Source organism: Aquipseudomonas ullengensis, from assembly GCF_014174475.1.
Taxonomy (GTDB): domain Bacteria; phylum Pseudomonadota; class Gammaproteobacteria; order Pseudomonadales; family Pseudomonadaceae; genus Aquipseudomonas; species Aquipseudomonas ullengensis.
In genome coordinates, this window is sequence record NZ_JACJUD010000004.1 from 360469 (window position 1) to 379971 (window position 19503).

Consider the following 19503-nt stretch of genomic DNA (forward strand, 5'->3'; position numbering starts at 1 on the left):
CTCTCAGTTGGCCGCGACCGGGCGCTTGACCCAGACCGGGGAAAGTTTGTCGGCCGAGCCCGTTACGTAAAGACAGGCCACCTCGCCGCGCTCCAGCACCAACGGGCTGAGGTCGCTGATCTTGCGCTCACCGGAAAACAGCGCCAGACGCACCTTGACCGGGTTGATCTCGCGCTCCCCGCTGGATTTGCCGGACACCGCCTTGATCACCTCGGTCTTGCCATCGGCGGTCCTCAGGGTCAACGGACTGTCCGAAAGGTTTTGTAGGCGCACCAGGGCTTTCTGACGATTCTTGAACACCGGCTCATCAACCAGGCTGAGCGTGCCTCCCGGCAGTTTGACCAAGGTGTAGTACTGGTTCTGCTGCAGCTTTACCGGCAGGCTCTGCGCGCCAGCGGCCACGCTGTAACTGCCAGCAGGCAGGAAGGAGAAGTCGCTGCTGTTCTTCGGCGCGATATCGTTGAGCACGACACTGCCGACGCTCAGGTCCAGGCTTTCGCTGCCGGCGTTGTAGCCACGAATGAAGGCCGAGCCTGGAGGTGCTGTCGGACCATACAAGGCGGCCTCATCAGCCTGGGCTTGGGTTAGGACGAAACCTAGCAGCAGGCTGCCAAGGATCAGGGAACGTTTGATAGGCATGGTTGACTCTCCAGTTGGGCAGGACGGGCTTATGGCCGCGTCACATTTTTAAGGCATCAGTTGCAGCCAGCTGCTCACTCGCACGCAGCCGATCAAGCCAGGCGCGGTCGAAACCAGATAGGTCGCTGGGCATCATCAGGTAGCGCTCCGGCACCTCCCACACCACGAAGCGCAGCCCGGCGGTTTCCGCTTGGCCCTTGCTCAGCAGGCGCAGCATCGGCACCAGCGGGCCATGGCCGTCCTCGGCGTAGTTGAGCAAGTCACTGCCCAGCGCCTGCTTCAGTGCGCCGGCAAAATTCCACTTGGGGTTGGCGCTGTAGCTGGTGCCAACCAGGGCCAGTTGCGGTTGCTCGCTGCCGAACAGGTCGCCCGACTCTTCGCCACTGGCTTCCTGAACTTCGGTGCTGCGCGGCTGCAGGGTTTCGGCCGGTGGCTGCAACCCGCTGAAGTACGGGTCCAGCGGCAGGAAGCTGAGCAGATCGCCCTTGTGGGGCTGGCTGGCAGCGGTCTCGGTCACAAATTGCTGGCTACCGGGCGCCCAGCCAGGCTGCGCACTCAGGTAGGTGGCCAGGCTGCGCGCCACCACCTCGGCGCCATAGGGCGTCCAGTGGGTGTCGGTGCGCAGGAACACCGGTTCCTGGCGCTTGGCCTGCTGCAACGCCGGCAGCAGGTCCGGACCTGCCACTTGCTGGGCCTGCATCAGTTGATGAACACGGGCGTACAGCTCTTGCTGGGCGGCAACCGGCTTGTCCTCGCCAAACTGCTCCGGGTACAGGCGCGCCTTGGCCGGCAGCAGCGCCAGTACCAGCTCGATATTGCGGCGCTTGAATTCCTGCTGCACCGCACCGATCAGCGCCCAGTTGTCCTGCAACTGCTTGGGATTGCTGGCGGGTTTGAACTCTTCATCGGTGAACAACCAGTCGCCAGTGCCGACCACCACACCCGGGCGCCCCTCGCCGAACAGGCTGTAGTCCAGCGCTGCCCAGGCGTTGGTGCCGAACTCCTTGACCGGAAAGTTCTTGTCGTAATGCTTTTCGATGGCATGGGCCAGCTTGCCGTTGAGCACGGTCGTTTCGCTGGCGGTGGAAAAGCTCAGCAGCGCCGGTACCGACGCCAGCGACAAGGCCAGCATCAGGCCGATGAAGACCAGGCTGTAAAGGATATTGAGGCTACGTGTCATGTCGGCTCCTCCTCAGAATTGGAAATACAGGAAGGGTGAAAAGCTTTGCGCCGACAGCTTGAGTACAGAGGCGACAAACAACAGCAGAACCAGGGTCCGTCCAATCAGCACGGCATAGGCCGGGGTGATCGACAACGCTGCGCCAGAGGCCGAAAGCGCAATACCGCCCTCCTCGGCTGCCTTGGCCTTCGGCGCGCCGCCCAGCGGGTCGGCGAAGAACTGGCGGATACCAAATATGGCCAGCACCGCGTAGGCCAGCAGCAGGGTGTAGATCTGCAGGCTGGTCAGCGAGGCGGAAGCCAACTCGGAGAGGCGCCAGTCGCCGAAGCTGAACATCGCCGCGTACATGCGCCAGGCCACGTCGAGATTCTCGGCGCGGAAGATCACCCAGCCGACCACCACCAGGAGGAAGGTGAAGGCCCACTTCAGCGGGTTGATCGCCCGTGGTGCGGCATCCACGCCCATGGCCCGCTCGATGGCCAGCCACATGCCGTGCCAGGCGCCCCAGATCACGTAGGTGAAGTTGGCGCCGTGCCACAGGCCGCCCAGGAGCATGGTCAGGAACAGATTGCGGTAGGTGGCGAAGGTGCTGCCGCGATTGCCACCCAGGCTGATGTACAGGTAGTCGCGCAGCCAGGTGGACAGGCTGATGTGCCAGCGCCGCCAGAACTCGGTGATCGACTGGCTGATGTACGGCTGGCGGAAGTTCTCCATGAAGCGAAAGCCCATCATCAGGCCCAGGCCGATGGCCATGCTGCTGTAGCCGGCGAAGTCGAAGTACAGCTGCGCGGTGTAGGCCAGCGCGCCGAGCCAGGCGTCACCGGTGGTGGGATCGGCCAGGGCGAAGGCGTGGTCGGCGATCGGCGCGATGCTGTCGGCGATGAACACCTTCATGATGAAGCCCTGCATGAAGCGTGTGCAGCCTTCGGCGAACTTGTCGATCGTGTGGGTACGATGGTTGAACTGGTCGACCAGGTCGCGAAAGCGCAGCACGGGGCCGGCGATCAGGTGCGGGAAGATCGCCACGAAGGCCGCGAAGTCGATCAGGTTGTGGGTGGCCGGGGTGTCGCCGCGGTACACGTCGATGATGTAGCTGATCGACTCGAACACGTAGAACGAGATGCCGATGGGCAACAGGATGTGGGTGATGATGAACGGCTCGAGGCCGAACGAGGCGATGATCGCGTTGAGGCTGTCGACGCCGAAGTTGGCGTACTTGAAGTAGCCGAGCACGCAGAGGTCGACCACCACGCCGAGAATCAGCCATTTCTGCGCGGTTTTCGTGCGCACCCCGGCAGCGCCGATGCGCAGGCCGATCCAGTAGTTGAACACCGTCACCGCGGCGAACAGCGCGAGGAAGTCGATGCGCCACCAGGCGTAGAAGATGTAACTGGCCACCAGCAACAGCAGGTTGCGGTAGCGGTTTCCGCTCAAGTAATACAGGCCGAGGAAGATCGGCAGGAACAAGAACAGGAACACGTTGGACGAGAAAACCATACCTTAGATCTCCCTTGCTCGGGCAATGCAGCAGAGCCGCCGCCGTGCGCGCTAACTCAATCCACGTTGGCTTGCAGGCTGGCCTGGTTGGCAGAGGCGCGCGAACAGATCTTCGCCTCCACTTCCAGGCCTGCTGGCATGTCGTCGGGCATGGTGATTTCCATCGATAGCAGGGTCTGCCCTGCCCACTCCGTATCGTCACGTAGACGGAAAACAAAGCGACCGTCTGGCTCGACTTCACGTGAGCGCGAGATCAGCAGGCTTTCCTTGGAGCCGCTCATGTACCAGAAGGCGCTTTGCAGCTCTTTGATATCGGGCTGGCTGAACTGGATATCGGCGATATAGCGCTCACTACGAATCGGCTTCACGTCGGCGTTGACCAAGAGCTCGTTCTTGCCCGGTCGCAGCTTGATCTTCTGGCTCATTTCCGCTGGCGCCATGCGGCAACCGTCAGCCAACATCGGCATGATCTGGCGGTAGAAAATCGGCATGGAGATGTCGTAGTAGCTGGTGATTTCCCAGATCAGGATCTTCGGCGGGTTGCTCTGGAAATCCTGGCTACCGAGGTACTGCAGCATGGCGCTGTGGAAACCGCCGCCACTCACCGAGCGGTTATCGACATCGACATTGGCATGCTGCTTGAGGAACCCCGCAAAGTTGTACTGCGGAGAACTGAAACTGGTCCCGGCCAGCACCACTTGCGGTGTCACTTCATCGCCGAACAGGTCACTGCTCTCTTCCTTCGGCTCCGTAGCGAAACGGGTGACGTACTGGTTGGCATAGCTATAACCACAGACCTTGTTGAAGGCCTCGTTGAGCGAGCCAATTTTGTACATCTGCCCATCACTGCGGCTGACGAACTCCTTGCGCGGGATGTTCTTGAATACGTCCGACTTGCGCAGCTCGTCTGCCACAAGGCTTGCGGTGAACTCGGCGCCGTTGGGCGTCCAGTGGTGATCACGTTTGAAAAAGAACGGCTTTTCAGCCGTGCCATGCTCGTACAACAGCGGCGTCAGGTCGGGCACGCGTATACCCAGGCTGCGCATTTTCTCGATCACCTGGTGGTAGTTGTTCTTGGCCTCATCCAGGTTGTATCCCTGGCGTACGGCGGGATCGAGCATTTCTGCGTTGGCCATCCCTCGCGTCGGGATGTACACCACCATCAGCTCGACACCACGAGCCTTGAGCGCGTCGCGCAACTCCTGCAAATGTGCATAGCCCTCAGGCGTGGTGCCCATCTGCGTCATCAGGTCGGTACGAGTCCGAAACAGCCAGTCATCCTGGCCTTTTACCAACTTGGTGAACTCACCCATATCGCCGCTATAGGTAGTGTCTTGCAGCGTCTGCGGGCAGATGTCGCAGCAGCGCTCGACCGGGTACTGCGGCGGTTCTTCGGCGTGGGCAATCGAGGCCAACAGACCGAACAGGCCCAGCGAAGCCAGGATTTCTACCGCTTTCACACTTGAATTCCGTCTCATCGCTCGTTCCTCACTTCTGCAGTTGCGCCACGTGGTTGACTGGCAGGACAAGCACGGCCTTTTTCTGCCGTACCAGCAGGTCGAGAATCTGGTTCTTGCCGTCGGCCAGGGCCCCGAACATGCCGATCCCCGCGGGCTTGGTCGGCATCAGCATGTCCAGCTGATAGAGCTTCACGCTCTGCGGTGAAACCACCGAGATGGCCCCGCTCTCGTTGCCCACCAGACGCCCGCCGACCACGACCAGCGACAGCTTCATGTCGAAGGGGTCCAGCGCCAGGTCACGGTCAGTGCCATTCAGGTCCTTGACGTGGCCGTAGATGCCCAGCAGGCCGTTGGCCGCCGCTACGTTCTCGTACAAGCCCATATCGGAGCTGTTACGCACGCGGATGCCATGCCGGCCGTTGCTGAAGGCTTTGTTGCCCCACAACAGGTTTTGGCCACTCTCGTAGATGGTGATGCCGTCGGACTTGTTGCGATAAATCTCGTTGTAGGCAATCACGTTGTTGATGCTGGAACGGTCAATGACGATGCCGGACAGATGGTTTTCATAGGAGCGGTTATTGAAAATCCAGCTGTCGTTGACCTCGCGGGAAATGATGATCCCGTGCTTCTGCACCGTGCCGTAGGCGGTGTTCTCGGCGATGATCAGGCGGCGCGAGCGGTCATGCGGGTCGATGCCGTAAACCAGATTGTTGCGGTAGGTGTTGCCACGCAGCACCACATCAAACGCTTCGTAGCAGTAGAAGCCGTACCACATGTCATCGAACATCGAATTGAGCAGCCAGCCGGTGGGATGGTCACGCTGCATGATGGGATGCATCGCCGGGCTGTACTGGGAAATCGACACACCATAGGACTTGCTCGCGGTGTAGCCGAGGCTGGAAACCACACTATTGACGATGTAGGTCTCCGTACCGCCCCAGGAGTTGAGGAACGGGCGGAACTTGCCCTTCTTGGTAAACCAGTCCTGCTGGTTATCGGCTTCGCGCCAGGCGGTCAGGCGGCTGTCGGTGATGAACAGCTTGCCGTCGTTAATCAGGAAGGCGCCACGCTCACTGGAAAGGCGGAAGTCCTTGGTCTCCTTGCCGATGTGCAGGGTCGCGCCCTGGCTGACCACGATGGGCAGACGGGCCAGGTACACGCCCGGTGCGGTCTCGCGGAAATACTTCTCTGGCAGGCTGCGAGCGAGTTCCACCGGGGTCACATAGCCACCCTCGATAAATATCACCTGCGGCATCTCGCCCTGGCGCTTGACCCACTCGCGCAAACGTTCGTCACCGCCCGTGAACTCGACCAGCGGGTTTTGCTCGATCATGCCGCGTACGACCACTCGGCCAGCCGGTTTGGCCTGAACCTTGGCGTACACCGCCTCTGCGGTGTAGCCACTCAGATCGGGAAGCTTGGGCGCCTCGCGCTGTAGCGATTCGACCGGAATGCTCGAGATCTGATAAGCCTGCGATTTGACCTCGGTTGCCGTAGCAGCCGTGGCAAACGCCAGCGCTCCCGCCATCAGCAGGCCATTACGAAGCACGTGCCTGAATGCTCTTGGTAATTCCATCTTGCCAGTCTCCATATTCATTGCAGACAGCCTCAGTAACGCCAGACCACATCAATAAAGGCGCGATGCATGCTCGAATCGGTGTCGCTGGCAAAGGCATCGCCAGGCAGGAACAGGCCACCGCGAAAACGCACCAGTGCCGACTTGGCGCCCAGCCAACCCAGTTCGGCAGGCATTTGTCCTTCGTTGAAGTAGCGAGTCAGTACCAGGTCGACTTCCTGCCCCAGGTCTTTTTCCCCTGGCACCAGTGATGCCTGCAGGCCGCTGGCGCTGTCGGCCTCATCATCGACCCGCCAGAAGCGGTGATAGATCAGGCTGGCGTCATAGTCCTTGTTCAACTGCCAGGCACCGAACAGGCTGGCCGCCTGCAAGTTGTTCAGCTCGCCGCGGTAGGCCTCGCCAAAGCGATTGACGCCGGAATTGGTGCCGGTGAAGTTGGCGCGATTGCTCTGCAAATCGGTCTGGATGAATTGCTCGGAATCATCGCCATCGCTACCGCCACTGGCGCGCGAATAGGTGGCGCCGACCCGCCAGCTTTCATCGATATTCCAGCGCAGGCCGAGATCCAGGGCCCAGGCGTCGACATCCTGATTGGTCTCGCCTACGGCCCGGCGCACGCCGTCAACGGTACGCGCAGTCAGCAGGTCGGCATCACCGGTCAGCCAGGTCAGGCTCGCCATATAGCTCAGCGGCAAACTGCTGCGGTAGTTGTAGAAATCGCCGTTAGCCTCGACCCCCAGCCAGGTCAACTGGCCGCTGTAGGTCTTGCTCAGCAGGTCAACTTCTTCGCCTGAATGCGGCAGGCCGCCATGATCGTCACTGTGGTGGAGCTTGAGCCCGGCCCAGTGACCCGGTCGCCACTGGGTGGAAATATCGCCCATCAGGTGCAGGCGATCCTCATCCTGCGGCGCCAGGTCGTCGAGGTCGGTGCGGTAGTCGCTGAAACGCTCGGCGACGCCGACATGAGCATTGAGCAGCGTGGTATCGAAATTCCAGCGCAGGGCCTCGATATTGCTGTCCCACCACAGGCCGTCGGCACTGCGAATCTTCTGCCGCCCCAGGCGCAGGGTCTCGCCGGGATAGGCCGTCAGCCCACCGTAGTCGACCCAGAACTCGTGCAGCGCCAGGAAGTGATCGTCGCGCTCGCGGGCATCATTGGGATCGAAGGTGTCGGATTCGCTGGTATCGGACTCGATCACATCGCTGGCGATGAACGCCTCGCCCATCAGGTAGGCGCTCCAGTCTCCGCTCAGCCCGTAAACCCAGGGACGCACACTCACGCCGGCGCCATTGAAGTCGCCGCCATCACGGGTGCCCAGGTCCTGGTCGTCGATCGACTGCGCCGTGATCTTCATATTGGCCCCGTAGGACAGCCCAGGCTGTGCCTCGGCTGCCCACAGAACCGGGCTGCCGAGCAGGCCGGCCGTGCACGCGAATAGGGCGACGCAACGGTTGGTCGAGGTCATAGCATTCCCTGCATTGGATGGGTCGAATTGCGGATGCTCAGCTGCTCGCCGCCGCGGGCACTAAGCTCGCGGGCCAGCAGGCTTTCCACCTGTTGGTAATCCTGTGGTTGCAGGCTCGGTGCCAGGCGCTGCATCAGGGCATCGGCCTGCACAACGCCCTGGTTCTTGGCCAAAGTGGCAAACGTGTAGGCGTACACCGCGTTAATGCGCACGCCCTTGCCACTGCCAAACAACTGCGCCAGGGCCACATCGGCATTTGCGTTACCGCTGCGGGCTGCGATCAGGTAATGCTCAACGGCCTTCTCCGGATCGATATCCCCCAGTTGGCCCTCGCTATAAAGCTTGCCGAGGAAGAAGTGCGCCTTGGGCTCGACGGGTGCCGCAATCAGCAGGTATTTCTCCGCCGACTGCGGATCCCCGGGAACCACCTGGCCTTTGAGGTAAAGCTGACCCAGCGCCAACGCCGCACGGGTGGACCCTGCATCGACGGCCTTCTGCAGATAGCCGGTCAATTCCACGGCACCACCGAGGTCGGGGTAGCTCTCGATCAGTTCGGCCAGGCTTATCCAGGCATCGACATAGCCAGGGGCAATCAAGGTCAGCAGTTCCTGGGCCTTCGGCAGATCAGGCTCACCGAGGCTTGCATCGGCCAGTACCTTGGCCACCGCCTGCACCCGCTCAGGAATAATTGCGCCCGACTCATAGCCGGCCAGCAAGCGCTCGAGTAATGCGGCCAGGGCCGCGCTATCGTTCTGTTTGCGGTAGATCGCCGCCAGCTCGGCATAGCATTCGCTGACTTGCGCCAGCCAGGCCTCGCAGGTCTCACGGATCTCCGCCAGGTGCTGGTCGTAATCACCGCGAGCTCGATACAGCTCGATCTTGCCGAGTTGTGCCTCGCCGAAACCTTGCTCCTGCCATTGCGTCAGCTCGCGATCGATTTCACCGCTGCTGACTTTCTGCGGATCGAGCAATTGCAACCGCACCAACGGCAGCAATGCACTGCGGTCCCCCTCTTGCAGGCCTTTCCGCAACAGACGCTCGGCCTCCGAGCGCTCCTCAACCGTTGGCTGCTGTTTACTCGCCAGCCACTTGCCGAGCCGCACAGGCGCTAGTGGCGAGCGCCCCACAGCGCCGCGGTAAAGGCTCTCGCCCTGCGCCTGCTGCTCCGGCGAGGCACTGCGCACGAGAATGTCTGCCAGACCGATTTCAGCGTCGACGTAGCCCTGCTCTGCCAGCGTCTGATAGTTGGCCTGCGCGGTCGTCAGATCGCCAGCACCTTTCGCCTGCTTGGCCAGCTGCAAATCAGGCAGGCTCATGCAGCCCGACAGCAGGCCCAGGCTCAGAGTCCCAAACGCCAGGCTGACCCCTTTCATTTGCCAGCCGCCAGGCTGATGCTCGACCACAAACCACCCAGCGGCTGGATGCGCACATCCACCGGGCGTTTGGCCAGCTCGCTAGCCAGTGGCAGTTCCGGCTCGATCATCACCCGGATGTCCGAGGCCAGACCGCCATCCTGCAGCGCCATGCTACTAATCACGCCACTGCGTTTTTCGGTCTCCCCACCCACCAGGAAGCTGACCTGGGTACCCGGCTGCAGCTCATCGAACGCCCGGTAAGGAAAGCGCGCCTCAACGTTGGCAACGCTGTCTGTAGGAGCCAGGGTGAACACCGCCGTCCCCTTCACCACCATCTGGCCATCGCCCACCAGCTGCGCCACCACGCGGCAATCGCATGGGCTGGTCAGGGTGCCCTGGAAGCTCTTGCTGAACAGTCGTTCGAGGTTATCCGGAGTCATCTCTGCTTCCGGCAGTACCCCTTTGAGCGCATCCAGCATGGTCGCGGAAAACGTCGCCACCGGTGCGCCCTTGGCCACGCTATCGCCAACCTTGACCAGGCTCTGCACCGAACCTTCACGCGGCATCGACACCTGCTGGCCAGGGACCTGTACCTGAGCCGAGTCGGCATGGGTGACGAAATAGATGTCGTACAGCTGATACAGCACATAGGTGCAGGCGCTGACCCCGATCAGGAACAGCAACAGGCTCATGCTCACGGCACGCATGCGGCTGAACAGGCTGGCCGGGGCGTCTGCCTTGTTGTTGCGCGCCTTGGTGAAGTTATCGCGCTGCAGGGTGCTGATCAGGTCGCCGACATTGACCAGCTCACCGCTCAGGAAGGAGCTGATCAGGTAGCGCAACGCGGCCACTTCGCGCGGCTTGAGGTTGTGGAACTCGCAACCCGCGCGCTTGCCGCCGATCATCGAACGCACCTGGAACTCCACATCCATGGAGAAACCGATGCCCTCGATCTCGAACATCAGCCGGCCCTGAAAACTCTGCCCTTCACTGACCAGCCCGCTGGTGGGTACGAAGCTGAAGCCACCTGCGGACAAATCCGTGAGCGGTGCTTCCAGCTCCTGCCCTTGCTGGCTGCGATAGATGATCTTCGCCGGCAGCTTCAGACGCGCGTACTGGCGCTGGGCCTCCGACTCGTGGACAACATTGGCATTGCTGCTGGGGCTCATCACTGCGCTCATAGTCTTTCCCTTTAAATTAATGAGTTAACTCAGGCATCCCGTGGCCGACGGCCATCCGTTGCCGATCACACCACCCACATCAAGGCAGCGACGAAGACACTGCTCGCCGAAAAAGTCATGGCCCGCGACGACCAGGTGTTGAACCAGCGCTGGAAACTGGCCAGATCACGATTGAGCTTGGTTTTCTGGCGGGTCCAGGACTGCTGGTCGAGGCGGAAGAACACGTACACCTTCACCAGTGCACCGGCGATCTGGTTGTAATAGAGGATCAGCGGATAGGCCGGCCCGATCTCATGTCCGGAAGCCAGCAACAGCAGGGTCAACACCAGGCGGGTAAGTCCGATCCACAGCAGGTAGATCATCAGGTAGGCAAAGCCGTACTTGATGCTCGCGACTATCGCCACAGTCGGGCCGAGCAGGCTGGTCCACATGGCCACACGCTGATCCAGCAGGACGATGCTGGTGAACCAGCCGAGGCGATTGGAGCCCAGGCCGAGGGCACGCGAGTTCTGCCGCAGGTTGTTGCCATACCAGCGGAACATCAGCTTGCGACTGGCCTTGATGAAGCTCTTTTCCGGCGGGTGCTCGACCGTATTGATCGCCGCATCCGGCACGTAAAAGGTGTCGTAGCCCAGGCGCATCAGGCTGTACCAGCTGGACTTGTCGTCACCGGTGAGGAACTTGAAGCGCCCCAGGCGCCAGTGCTCCAGGTAGTCGTTCTCGACGTCGTTGATAAAGCTGGCGTTGGTCACCACATTGGCGCGGAACACCGACATGCGCCCGGTCAGGGTCAGCACGCGCTTGCTCAGGGCCATCGAGCACATGTTGATGTGGCGCTGGGCGAAGCGCAGCTTGTGCCACTCGCTCATCACGTAGCTGCCGTGCACCTCGCAGAACTCGTTGGTGGTGAGCCCGCCCAGGTTGTCGAACAATTTGAAGTACGGCATGGTCTTGCGCACCACACCGGGGGTCAGCACGGTATCGCCGTCAACCACCGCCACCACTGCATCGTCGTCCGGCAGGTGCCGCGAGATGGCACGGAAACCGTGGGCCAGGCCATCGCGCTTGCCGGTGCCGGCGATCCGCACGAAGTCCAGACGCACCCGCTCCGGCGGGTTCATCTTCGACCACAGACCCTTGACCAGCATCTCGTCCGAGAGCTCGACGATGGAGCAGACAATCGTCGCCTTGTAGCCACAATCGATCGCTTCGCGAATCACCGAGCGATACACCTCGGCGGTGGTCAGCGCATCGATGCGAAAGCTGGTGACCATCAGAAAGACCTGTGACGGATCGGCAGAATCCCCCAGCCGCGCAGCCTTGCGCCGGTAGTACGGATACACCAGGTAGAGGAACAGCAGCCCCCGCACGTAGTGAATCGCGCCCATGGAGTAACGCCAGATGCCGACGGCACCCAGTAACAGCAAGAAGTCCGTGGATTCAGGGTCAAAGATGCTGCGTGGCAGCAACAGCGCCATGCCCATCAGTACCGTGACGTAGAACAGCCAACCTGCACCCGTGCGCAGGCGTCTCTGCAGACCTTCCATGTTTTAGCCCCGTCTCAGTTTTCGCACTGCAGCGGGGGCGTTGTTATTGTTGTTGTTACGCCCGATGCACGTTCCGACTGGCTGTGATTACCAGCACAGCCCTTCCATTTCAGAGGTGGTGGTCTGGCGCATGAAGCCCACCAGATCGATCACCTTCTTGCCTGGCGGAACCTTCTGAACCAAGGTCTCGAACATCTCGTCGCCGTTACCCAGCACGATCACGTCCGCATCCGCCACGACCTGGTTGAGGTCGGCGCGCAGCAGCGAAGAAACGTGGGGGATTTTCGACTCGATGTACTCGCGGTTGGCACCGTGGACACGGGCGTACTCGACGTTGCGGTCGAAGATCTTCAGGTCGAAGCCTTTGCCGATCAGCATTTCCGCCAGTTCCACCAGCGGGCTCTCACGCAGATCGTCGGTACCCGACTTGAAGCTCAGACCAAGCAGCGCGACCTTGCGCTTGCCCTGGCTGGCGATCAGGTTGTAGGCCTTGCGCACCTGGGCGGCGTTGCTCAGCATCAGCGAGCTGATCAGCGGCGACTCCAGATCCAGCTGGCCGGCGCGATAGCTCAGGGCACGCACGTCCTTGGGCAGGCAGGAGCCGCCGAAGGCAAAACCCGGGCGCATGTAGTACTTGGACAGGTTGAGCTTGTGATCCTGGCAGATCACATCCATCACCTCACGACCATCGACGCCCACCGCCTTGGCGATGTTGCCGATCTCGTTGGCGAAGGTGACCTTGGCCGCGTGCCAGACGTTGCAGGTGTACTTGATCATTTCCGCGACCTCGATGGTCTTGCGGATGATCGGGGCGTCCAGCTCGCTGTAGATTTCCTCGAGCAGGTCGCCGGAGGTTTTATCCAGCTCGCCGATCACGGTCATCGCCGGGAAGTCGTAATCCTTGATCGCCGTGCTTTCGCGCAGGAACTCGGGGTTTACCGCAACGCCAAAATCCTTGCCCGCTTCCAGCCCGGAGAATTTCTCCAGGGTGGGGATCACCACGTTGCGCAGGGTGCCCGGCAACACGGTGCTGCGCACCACCACGGTGTGGCGACTGGCCTTGAGCGGCAGTATCTTGCCGATCTGCTCGCAGACCTCTTCGATGTAGGACACATCGAGGTCGCCATTGGCCTTGCTTGGGGTCGGTGGAGCGAGGAACGAGATATCCGTATCCAGTACCGCCTGCTGCACGTTCAGCGTGCCGCGCAGCTTGCCGCTGCTGACGCCCTTCTGCAGCAGCTCCTCCAGACCTGGTTCGACAATTGGCGACTTGCCGCTGTTGATCAGGTCGATTTTCAACGCCGAGATATCCACCCCGACAATCTGGTGTCCGCGTGCCGACAGGCACCCTGCGCATACAGCTCCCACGTAACCCAGCCCAAAAATGCTGATACGCATGGACGATCTCCTTTCCTTGCATGGGTCGACAAGGCATATCCAGTGATATGCCGTATACCTTGCGAGATCGACGGGACTACAAACTCCACCGCCTCCTTACTTCAAATCCATTTTCTTCAACCTGAACAAAACCATCAGACCGGAACAGATCGACAATTAAATCGAAAGTTCACAACCGACAACTTCAAGTCAAATTAAGGCAGACGGAAAGTTACACTTAAGCAACTAAGAATCAAGCTACGACAAGTAACATGTGCGTGCTCTCACATTTCCCTCGGCGGGTAACACCGGAAGGTGTGACCGCTCTAGGACGGAGAGTACACAAGATTTTTTAGAAAGTAACACCTAATTTCAATTAGGCGCAAAAGGAATAAAAACCAAGATAAAAGTGAATATCGCCAGATTATCGACGTCATAAAAACGCCAAAACAGCAGGCACACCCCAATTACTTGTACTAATCAGGCAAAGTTCAAATAACGCGTAGTTGCTATCGGGCAATTCGCAATGGAGCGACTCTTTTACCACCATGCAAAATGAACGAGATGGTGGCAGAGCAATATCAGCCGATTAAGCGAGAGCACTGTAATGGCAACTTAAAAGTTGGCGATATTTGATTGAATTATTTAAATTACTTTGAATTTTTTATCGAGATTTTGACGCCAAAATTTTTCCTCTTGCGCCAAGGAGGTACACTCGCCCCATTCGAACCCCCGGTGAGCTAAATTTTTCCCACCACCGGCCGATCCTTTACACAATCCTTTGCGCAAGAAGCCCGAGATGAGAAACAACCAGCCCGTTACTCAGCGTGAGCGTACTTTCCCGGCCCAGCAGCGCCTGATCTCGACCACCGATATCAAAGGTCAGATCACTTACTGCAACGAAGCCTTTATCGACATCAGTGGTTTCAGCCGCGACGAGCTGATTCGTGCACCGCACAACCTGGTGCGCCACCCCGATGTGCCGCCCGCCGTGTTCGAACATATGTGGACGACCTTAAAGAAGGGCCGTCCGTGGATGGGCATCGTGAAAAACCGCTGCAAAAACGGCGACCACTACTGGGTCAGTGCCTATGTCACACCGGTGCTGGATAACAACCAGGTGGTGGGTTACGAGTCTGTGCGGGTCAAGCCCAGCCTCGAGCAGGTGCGCCGCGCCGAAGCGCTGTATGCACGAATCAATGCCGGCAAGCCGGCGATCCCCAGCAGCCAGTACTGGCTGCCGGTCGTGCAGGCTGTCCTGCCGTATGTGCTGGCCGGTCTGCTCGGCACCCTGATCGGTGGCTGGCTGGGCTCGAGCTGGGGCTTCCTGCTCTCCGCCCTACTGGCCATTCCGCTGGGCATGATCGGCCTGAGCTGGCAGAACCGCGGCGTGAAACGCCTGCTGCGTCTTGCCGAGCAAACCACCTCGGACCCGCTGATCGCACAGATGTACACCGACAGCCAGGGCGCCGAAGCACGCCTGGAAATGGCCATGCTCAGCCAGGAAGCACGGCTGAAGACCTGCCTGACCCGCCTGCAGGACACCGCCGAGCGGCTGACCAGCCAGGCGCGCCAGGCCGACCAGCTGGCCCACAACAGCTCCGCCGGCCTCGAGCGTCAGCGCGTGGAGACCGAACAGGTCGCCACCGCCATCAACGAGATGGCCGCCACTACCCTGGAGGTCGCCAGCAACGTGGCCCGCACCGCTATCGCCACCCAGGAAGCCAATCGCCTGACCAGCGAAGGCCGCACCGTGGCTGCCGAAACCCGGGAAGCCATCCAGCGCCTGTCGGTATCGGTCGGCGAAACCGGTGAAACCGTGTCGCGCCTGGCCCAGGACAGCAATGAAATCGGCGGCGTGGTCGACGTGATCAAAGGCATCGCCGACCAGACCAACCTCCTCGCCCTCAACGCTGCCATCGAGGCTGCACGGGCCGGCGAGATGGGCCGCGGCTTTGCCGTGGTGGCTGACGAGGTTCGCTCGCTGGCGCAGCGTACCGCCGAATCCACCGGGCAGATCCACGGCCTGATCGCCAAATTGCAGCGCACCGCAGAAGAAGCCGTATTGACCATGGAAATCGGCCGCAAGCAGGCCGACGAAGGCGTCGAGCGCGTGCTGCAGGCCGACCAGGCGCTGGCGGGCATCAGCGACGCGGTGGCCAATATCACCGACATGGCCAATCAGATTGCGGCGGCGGCCGAGGAGCAGAGCGCGGTGGCTGATGAGGTCAACCAGAACATCATCACCATCGCCCAACTGGCAGACCAGACTGCCGGCGAGGCGCAGAACACTGCGCTGCTCAGCGAGGAGCTGACCTCCACCGCGCAGGACCAGTACGCCCTGGTGGAACGCTTCAACCGCTGATTCAGGTGCCAATAAAAAGGCCGGCAGATGCCGGCCTTTTTATTGCGCGTAGGTTTTACCGCTGCAGAAACCCGGCCACCGCCTGCGCCGCCGTAAGCAGATGCTGCTCATGGTTAAAACCCGAGGCCTTCAACGGCTTCAGGTCATGGTCCCCCGCTGCCAGCCACTCCAGGCGAATCGCCGGCGATAACACATAGCCTGCCACTGTCTCGCGACTGCCCATGGCATCGCGCTCGCCCTGCACGATCAGGCTGGGGGTACACAGCTCGGCCAGGTGCGCCACCCGCGGTTTGTCCTGCTTGCCCACGGCATGGAAGGGATAACCCAGACAGACCAGCGCATCCGCCGCCAACTCATCGACCAGCAGACTGGCCATGCGTCCGCCCATGGACTTACCGCCGATGGCCAGCGGGCCGCTCACCTGCTGGCGCACTGTGCGATAGACCTGCCGCCAGCACTCCAGCAGCTGCGGTTGTGGATTGGGTGGGCGCTTGCCGCCATCAGCCCGCCGCGCCGCCATATAAGGAAACTCGAAGCGCAGCACGTTGACGCCACGCGCCGCCAGCAGCTCGGCCATGCGGTGCATGAAGGTGCTGTCCATTGGTGCGCCAGCGCCGTGGGCAAGGATCAGGGTACTCGGGCTTGCCTGCGACATTCCGCCCGCCCCATTCCACAGCCAGCCGTTCGCTCGGCATTGATCCTCGTCAATAACTCCCGCCTTGCCTTTACCCATGCTTGCCCTGCTTTTTATAACCGTGGATGGAAGCCCAACACATGAGCACAAGCAGCAGCACCGCCTACAACTACAAGGTGGTCCGCCAGTTCGCCATTATGACGGTGGTTTGGGGCATTGTCGGGATGGGGCTCGGCGTGTTCATCGCCGCGCAACTGGCCTGGCCCGAAATCAACTTCAACCTGCCGTGGACCAGTTTTGGTCGCCTGCGTCCGTTACACACCAACGCAGTGATCTTTGCCTTCGGTGGTTGCGCCTTGTTCGCCACCAGCTATTACTCGCTGCAGCGTACCAGCCAGACCCGGCTGATATCCGACAGCCTGGCCGCCTTCACCTTCTGGGGCTGGCAACTGGTGATCGTGCTCGCCGCCATCAGCCTGCCGCTGGGCTGGACCAGCTCGAAGGAATACGCCGAGCTGGAATGGCCGATCGACATCCTCATCACCGTGGTCTGGGTCGCCTACGCCATCGTGTTCTTCGGCACGCTGCTCAAGCGCAAGACCAAGCACATCTACGTGGGCAACTGGTTCTTCGGCGGTTTCATCCTCACCGTGGCGATCCTGCATATCGTCAACAACCTGGAACTGCCGGTCAGCCTGACCAAGTCCTACTCGCTGTACGCCGGCGCCACCGACGCCATGGTGCAGTGGTGGTACGGGCACAACGCCGTGGGCTTCTTCCTCACCGCCGGCTTCCTCGGGATGATGTACTACTTCGTGCCCAAGCAGGCCGAGCGCCCGGTGTACTCCTATCGCCTGTCGATCGTGCACTTCTGGGCGCTGATCACCCTGTACATCTGGGCCGGTCCCCACCACCTTCACTACACCGCACTGCCGGACTGGGCGCAGAGCCTGGGCATGGTCATGTCCCTGGTCCTGCTGGCGCCCAGCTGGGGTGGCATGATCAACGGCATGATGACCCTCTCCGGGGCCTGGCATAAGCTGCGCAGCGACCCGATCCTGCGCTTCCTGGTGGTGTCCCTGGCGTTCTACGGCATGTCGACCTTCGAAGGTCCGATGATGGCCATCAAGACCGTCAACGCCCTCTCCCACTACACCGACTGGACCATCGGCCACGTGCACGCCGGCGCCCTCGGTTGGGTGGCGATGATCTCCATCGGTTCGCTGTACCACCTGCTGCCGAAAGTCTTCGGTCGCGAGCAGATGCACAGCCTCGCGCTGATCAACGCGCACTTCTGGTTGGCCACCATCGGTACCGTGCTGTACATCGCCTCCATGTGGGTCAACGGCATTACCCAGGGCCTGATGTGGCGTGCAGTCAACGAAGACGGCACCCTCACCTACTCCTTCGTCGAGGCCCTGGAAGCCAGCCATATCGGCTTCGTGGTGCGCGTGCTGGGTGGCGCGATCTTCTTCCTCGGCATGCTGCTGATGGCCTGGAACACCTGGCGCACGGTGCAAGCCGCCAAGCCTGCCGACTACGACACCGGCGCGCTGATCGCCACAGGAGCCCACTGATGAGCAGCAAGCACGAAATACTCGAGAAGAACGTCGGCCTGTTGGCACTGGCCATGGTGTTGGCGGTAAGCATCGGCGGCCTGACGCAGATCGTCCCGCTGTTCTTCCAGGACGTGGTCAACCAGCCTGTGCAGGGCATGAAGCCCTATACCGCGCTGCAGCTGGAAGGCCGCGACATCTATATCCGCGAAGGCTGCGTGGGCTGTCACTCGCAGATGATCCGTCCGTTCCGCGCCGAGACCGAGCGCTACGGCCACTACTCGGTGGCCGGTGAAAGCGTCTGGGACCACCCCTTCCTGTGGGGTTCCAAGCGTACCGGCCCGGACCTGGCCCGCGTTGGCGGCCGCTACTCGGACGATTGGCACCGCGCGCACCTGTACAACCCGCGCAACGTGGTGCCCGAGTCGAAGATGCCGGCCTATCCCTGGCTGGTCGAAAACACACTCGACGGCAAGGGCAGCGCCGCCAAGATGCAGGCCCTGCGCACCCTCGGCGTGCCCTACAGCGAGACCGACATTGCTGATGCCAGCGCGGCGGTCAAGGGCAAGAGCGAAATGGAAGCCCTGGTCGCCTACCTGCAGGTGCTCGGCACCAGCCTGAAGAACAAGAGGTAAGCACGATGACTCAATTCTGGAGCTGGTACGTCGCCCTGCTCACCCTGGGCAGCCTGATCGCCCTGCTGTGGCTGCTCTTCGCCACACGCAAGGGGCAGCGCACGGGCCCTACCGAGCAGACCATGGGGCACACCTTCGATGGCATCGAGGAGTTCGACAACCCCCTGCCGAAATGGTGGTTCATGCTGTTCCTCGGCACCTTGATCTTCGCCGCCGGCTACCTGGTGCTCTATCCAGGCCTGGGCAACTGGCAGGGCGTGCTGCCGGGATACGAGGGTGGCTGGACCCAGGTCAAACAGTGGCAGCGCGAGATGGACAAAGCCGACCAGGCCTACGGGCCGATCTTCGCCAAGTACGCTGCCATGCCGATCGCAGAAGTCGCCAAGGACCCAGCCGCGCTGAAGATGGGCAATCGCCTGTTCGCCTCCAACTGCTCGGTCTGCCATGGCTCCGACGCCAAGGGTAACCACGGCTTCCCCAACCTGACCGACAACGAATGGCGCTGGGGCGGCTCGGCTGAAACCATCAAGCAGACCATCCTCGCGGGTCGTCACGGTGAAATGCCGGCCCAAGGCCCAATGATCGGTGAAGACGGCGTGAAGAACGTGGCGGCCTACGTGCTGACCCAGCTCGCCGGCCGCAAACTGCCGGAAGGCGTTGAAGCCGATGTGGAGGCCGGACACAAGGTCTTCTCCACCACCTGCTTCGCCTGCCACGGCGTGGAAGGCAAAGGCACCCCGGTGATGGGCGCGCCGAACCTGACCAACCCATCTGCGTTCATCTACGGCAGCAGCTATGCGCAGCTGCAGCAAACCATTCGCTATGGCCGCAAGGGCAGCATGCCGGCGCAGCAGGCCTTTCTCGGCGCGGATCAGGTGCACCTGCTAGCCGCCTATGTGTACAGCCTGTCGCAACCCACACCGGCCAGCACTGCCGAGTAACACCGCTCGGGTACAGGGACGTACCCGAACGCCACCGCCGACAAACCGCTACAACCCCCGCCACACCTGTGCGACCCAGTGTCGCACCCCTCCG

The 19503-nt window shown here is 61.3% G+C and carries 15 protein-coding genes; 4 read left to right on the forward strand and 11 right to left on the reverse strand.

What is annotated here, in order from left to right; all coding sequences use genetic code 11:
• Positions 1-3: 3 nt before the first annotated feature.
• The 10 genes from H3H51_RS14045 to H3H51_RS14090 form a co-directional block, all read right to left on the reverse strand.
• The gene (locus tag H3H51_RS14045; RefSeq protein ID WP_183089675.1) at positions 4-639 is read right to left on the reverse strand and encodes an alginate O-acetyltransferase AlgF; all 636 of its coding nucleotides are present in this window, start codon (positions 637-639) and stop codon (positions 4-6) included.
• A gap of 40 nt (positions 640-679) precedes the next feature.
• Complete coding sequence (locus H3H51_RS14050; RefSeq protein WP_183089676.1) at positions 680-1819, reverse strand: alginate O-acetyltransferase; 1140 nt, start codon at positions 1817-1819, stop codon at positions 680-682.
• Positions 1820-1831: 12 nt separating this feature from the next.
• Positions 1832-3316: an MBOAT family O-acyltransferase gene (locus H3H51_RS14055; RefSeq protein WP_183089677.1), complete on the reverse strand. Its 1485-nt coding sequence runs from the start codon at positions 3314-3316 to the stop codon at positions 1832-1834.
• 56 nt (positions 3317-3372) lie between these two features.
• Complete coding sequence (locus H3H51_RS14060; protein WP_183089678.1) at positions 3373-4776, reverse strand: alginate O-acetyltransferase; 1404 nt, start codon at positions 4774-4776, stop codon at positions 3373-3375.
• Positions 4777-4804: 28 nt separating this feature from the next.
• Positions 4805-6304 (reverse strand): mannuronan 5-epimerase AlgG, encoded by a 1500-nt coding sequence (gene algG / locus H3H51_RS14065; RefSeq protein WP_235981383.1) that lies wholly within the window; start codon positions 6302-6304, stop codon positions 4805-4807.
• Between the two features lie 80 nt (positions 6305-6384).
• Positions 6385-7818 (reverse strand): alginate export family protein, encoded by a 1434-nt coding sequence (locus tag H3H51_RS14070; RefSeq protein WP_183089680.1) that lies wholly within the window; start codon positions 7816-7818, stop codon positions 6385-6387.
• The gene (locus H3H51_RS14075) at positions 7815-9191 is read right to left on the reverse strand and encodes an SEL1-like repeat protein (protein ID WP_183089681.1); all 1377 of its coding nucleotides are present in this window, start codon (positions 9189-9191) and stop codon (positions 7815-7817) included. Before H3H51_RS14075 ends, H3H51_RS14070 begins: the two co-directional genes overlap by 4 nt.
• Positions 9188-10354 (reverse strand): HlyD family efflux transporter periplasmic adaptor subunit, encoded by a 1167-nt coding sequence (locus tag H3H51_RS14080; protein WP_328803666.1) that lies wholly within the window; start codon positions 10352-10354, stop codon positions 9188-9190. Before H3H51_RS14080 ends, H3H51_RS14075 begins: the two co-directional genes overlap by 4 nt.
• 65 nt (positions 10355-10419) lie before the next feature.
• Complete coding sequence (locus H3H51_RS14085; protein WP_183089682.1) at positions 10420-11901, reverse strand: glycosyltransferase family 2 protein; 1482 nt, start codon at positions 11899-11901, stop codon at positions 10420-10422.
• A gap of 87 nt (positions 11902-11988) precedes the next feature.
• Positions 11989-13299, reverse strand: a complete 1311-nt coding sequence (locus H3H51_RS14090) for a nucleotide sugar dehydrogenase (RefSeq protein ID WP_183089683.1) — start codon at positions 13297-13299, stop codon at positions 11989-11991.
• Positions 13300-14077: 778 nt separating this feature from the next.
• Here H3H51_RS14090 and H3H51_RS14095 point away from each other — a divergent pair.
• Positions 14078-15643 carry a methyl-accepting chemotaxis protein gene (locus H3H51_RS14095; RefSeq protein WP_183089684.1) on the forward strand — a complete coding sequence of 522 codons (1566 nt, stop codon included), beginning with the start codon at positions 14078-14080 and terminating at the stop codon, positions 15641-15643.
• Between the two features lie 55 nt (positions 15644-15698).
• On the opposite strand, the gene H3H51_RS14100 is transcribed toward H3H51_RS14095, so the two are convergent.
• The gene (locus H3H51_RS14100) at positions 15699-16376 is read right to left on the reverse strand and encodes an alpha/beta family hydrolase (RefSeq protein WP_183089685.1); all 678 of its coding nucleotides are present in this window, start codon (positions 16374-16376) and stop codon (positions 15699-15701) included.
• Between the two features lie 41 nt (positions 16377-16417).
• Here H3H51_RS14100 and ccoN point away from each other — a divergent pair, with 41 nt between their 5' ends.
• The 3 genes from ccoN to ccoP are packed head-to-tail and all read left to right on the forward strand — an operon-like array spanning position 16418 to position 19409.
• The gene (gene ccoN / locus H3H51_RS14105) at positions 16418-17854 is read left to right on the forward strand and encodes a cytochrome-c oxidase, cbb3-type subunit I (RefSeq protein WP_183089686.1); all 1437 of its coding nucleotides are present in this window, start codon (positions 16418-16420) and stop codon (positions 17852-17854) included.
• Positions 17854-18468, forward strand: coding sequence for a cytochrome-c oxidase, cbb3-type subunit II (gene ccoO, locus H3H51_RS14110; protein ID WP_183089687.1), 615 nt, complete (start codon positions 17854-17856; stop codon positions 18466-18468). The genes ccoN and ccoO overlap by 1 nt, the downstream gene beginning before the upstream one ends.
• 5 nt (positions 18469-18473) lie before the next feature.
• A complete protein-coding gene (gene ccoP, locus H3H51_RS14115) occupies positions 18474-19409 on the forward strand; it encodes a cytochrome-c oxidase, cbb3-type subunit III (RefSeq protein ID WP_183089688.1) in 936 nt (311 codons plus the stop codon).
• Positions 19410-19503 lie beyond the last annotated feature (94 nt).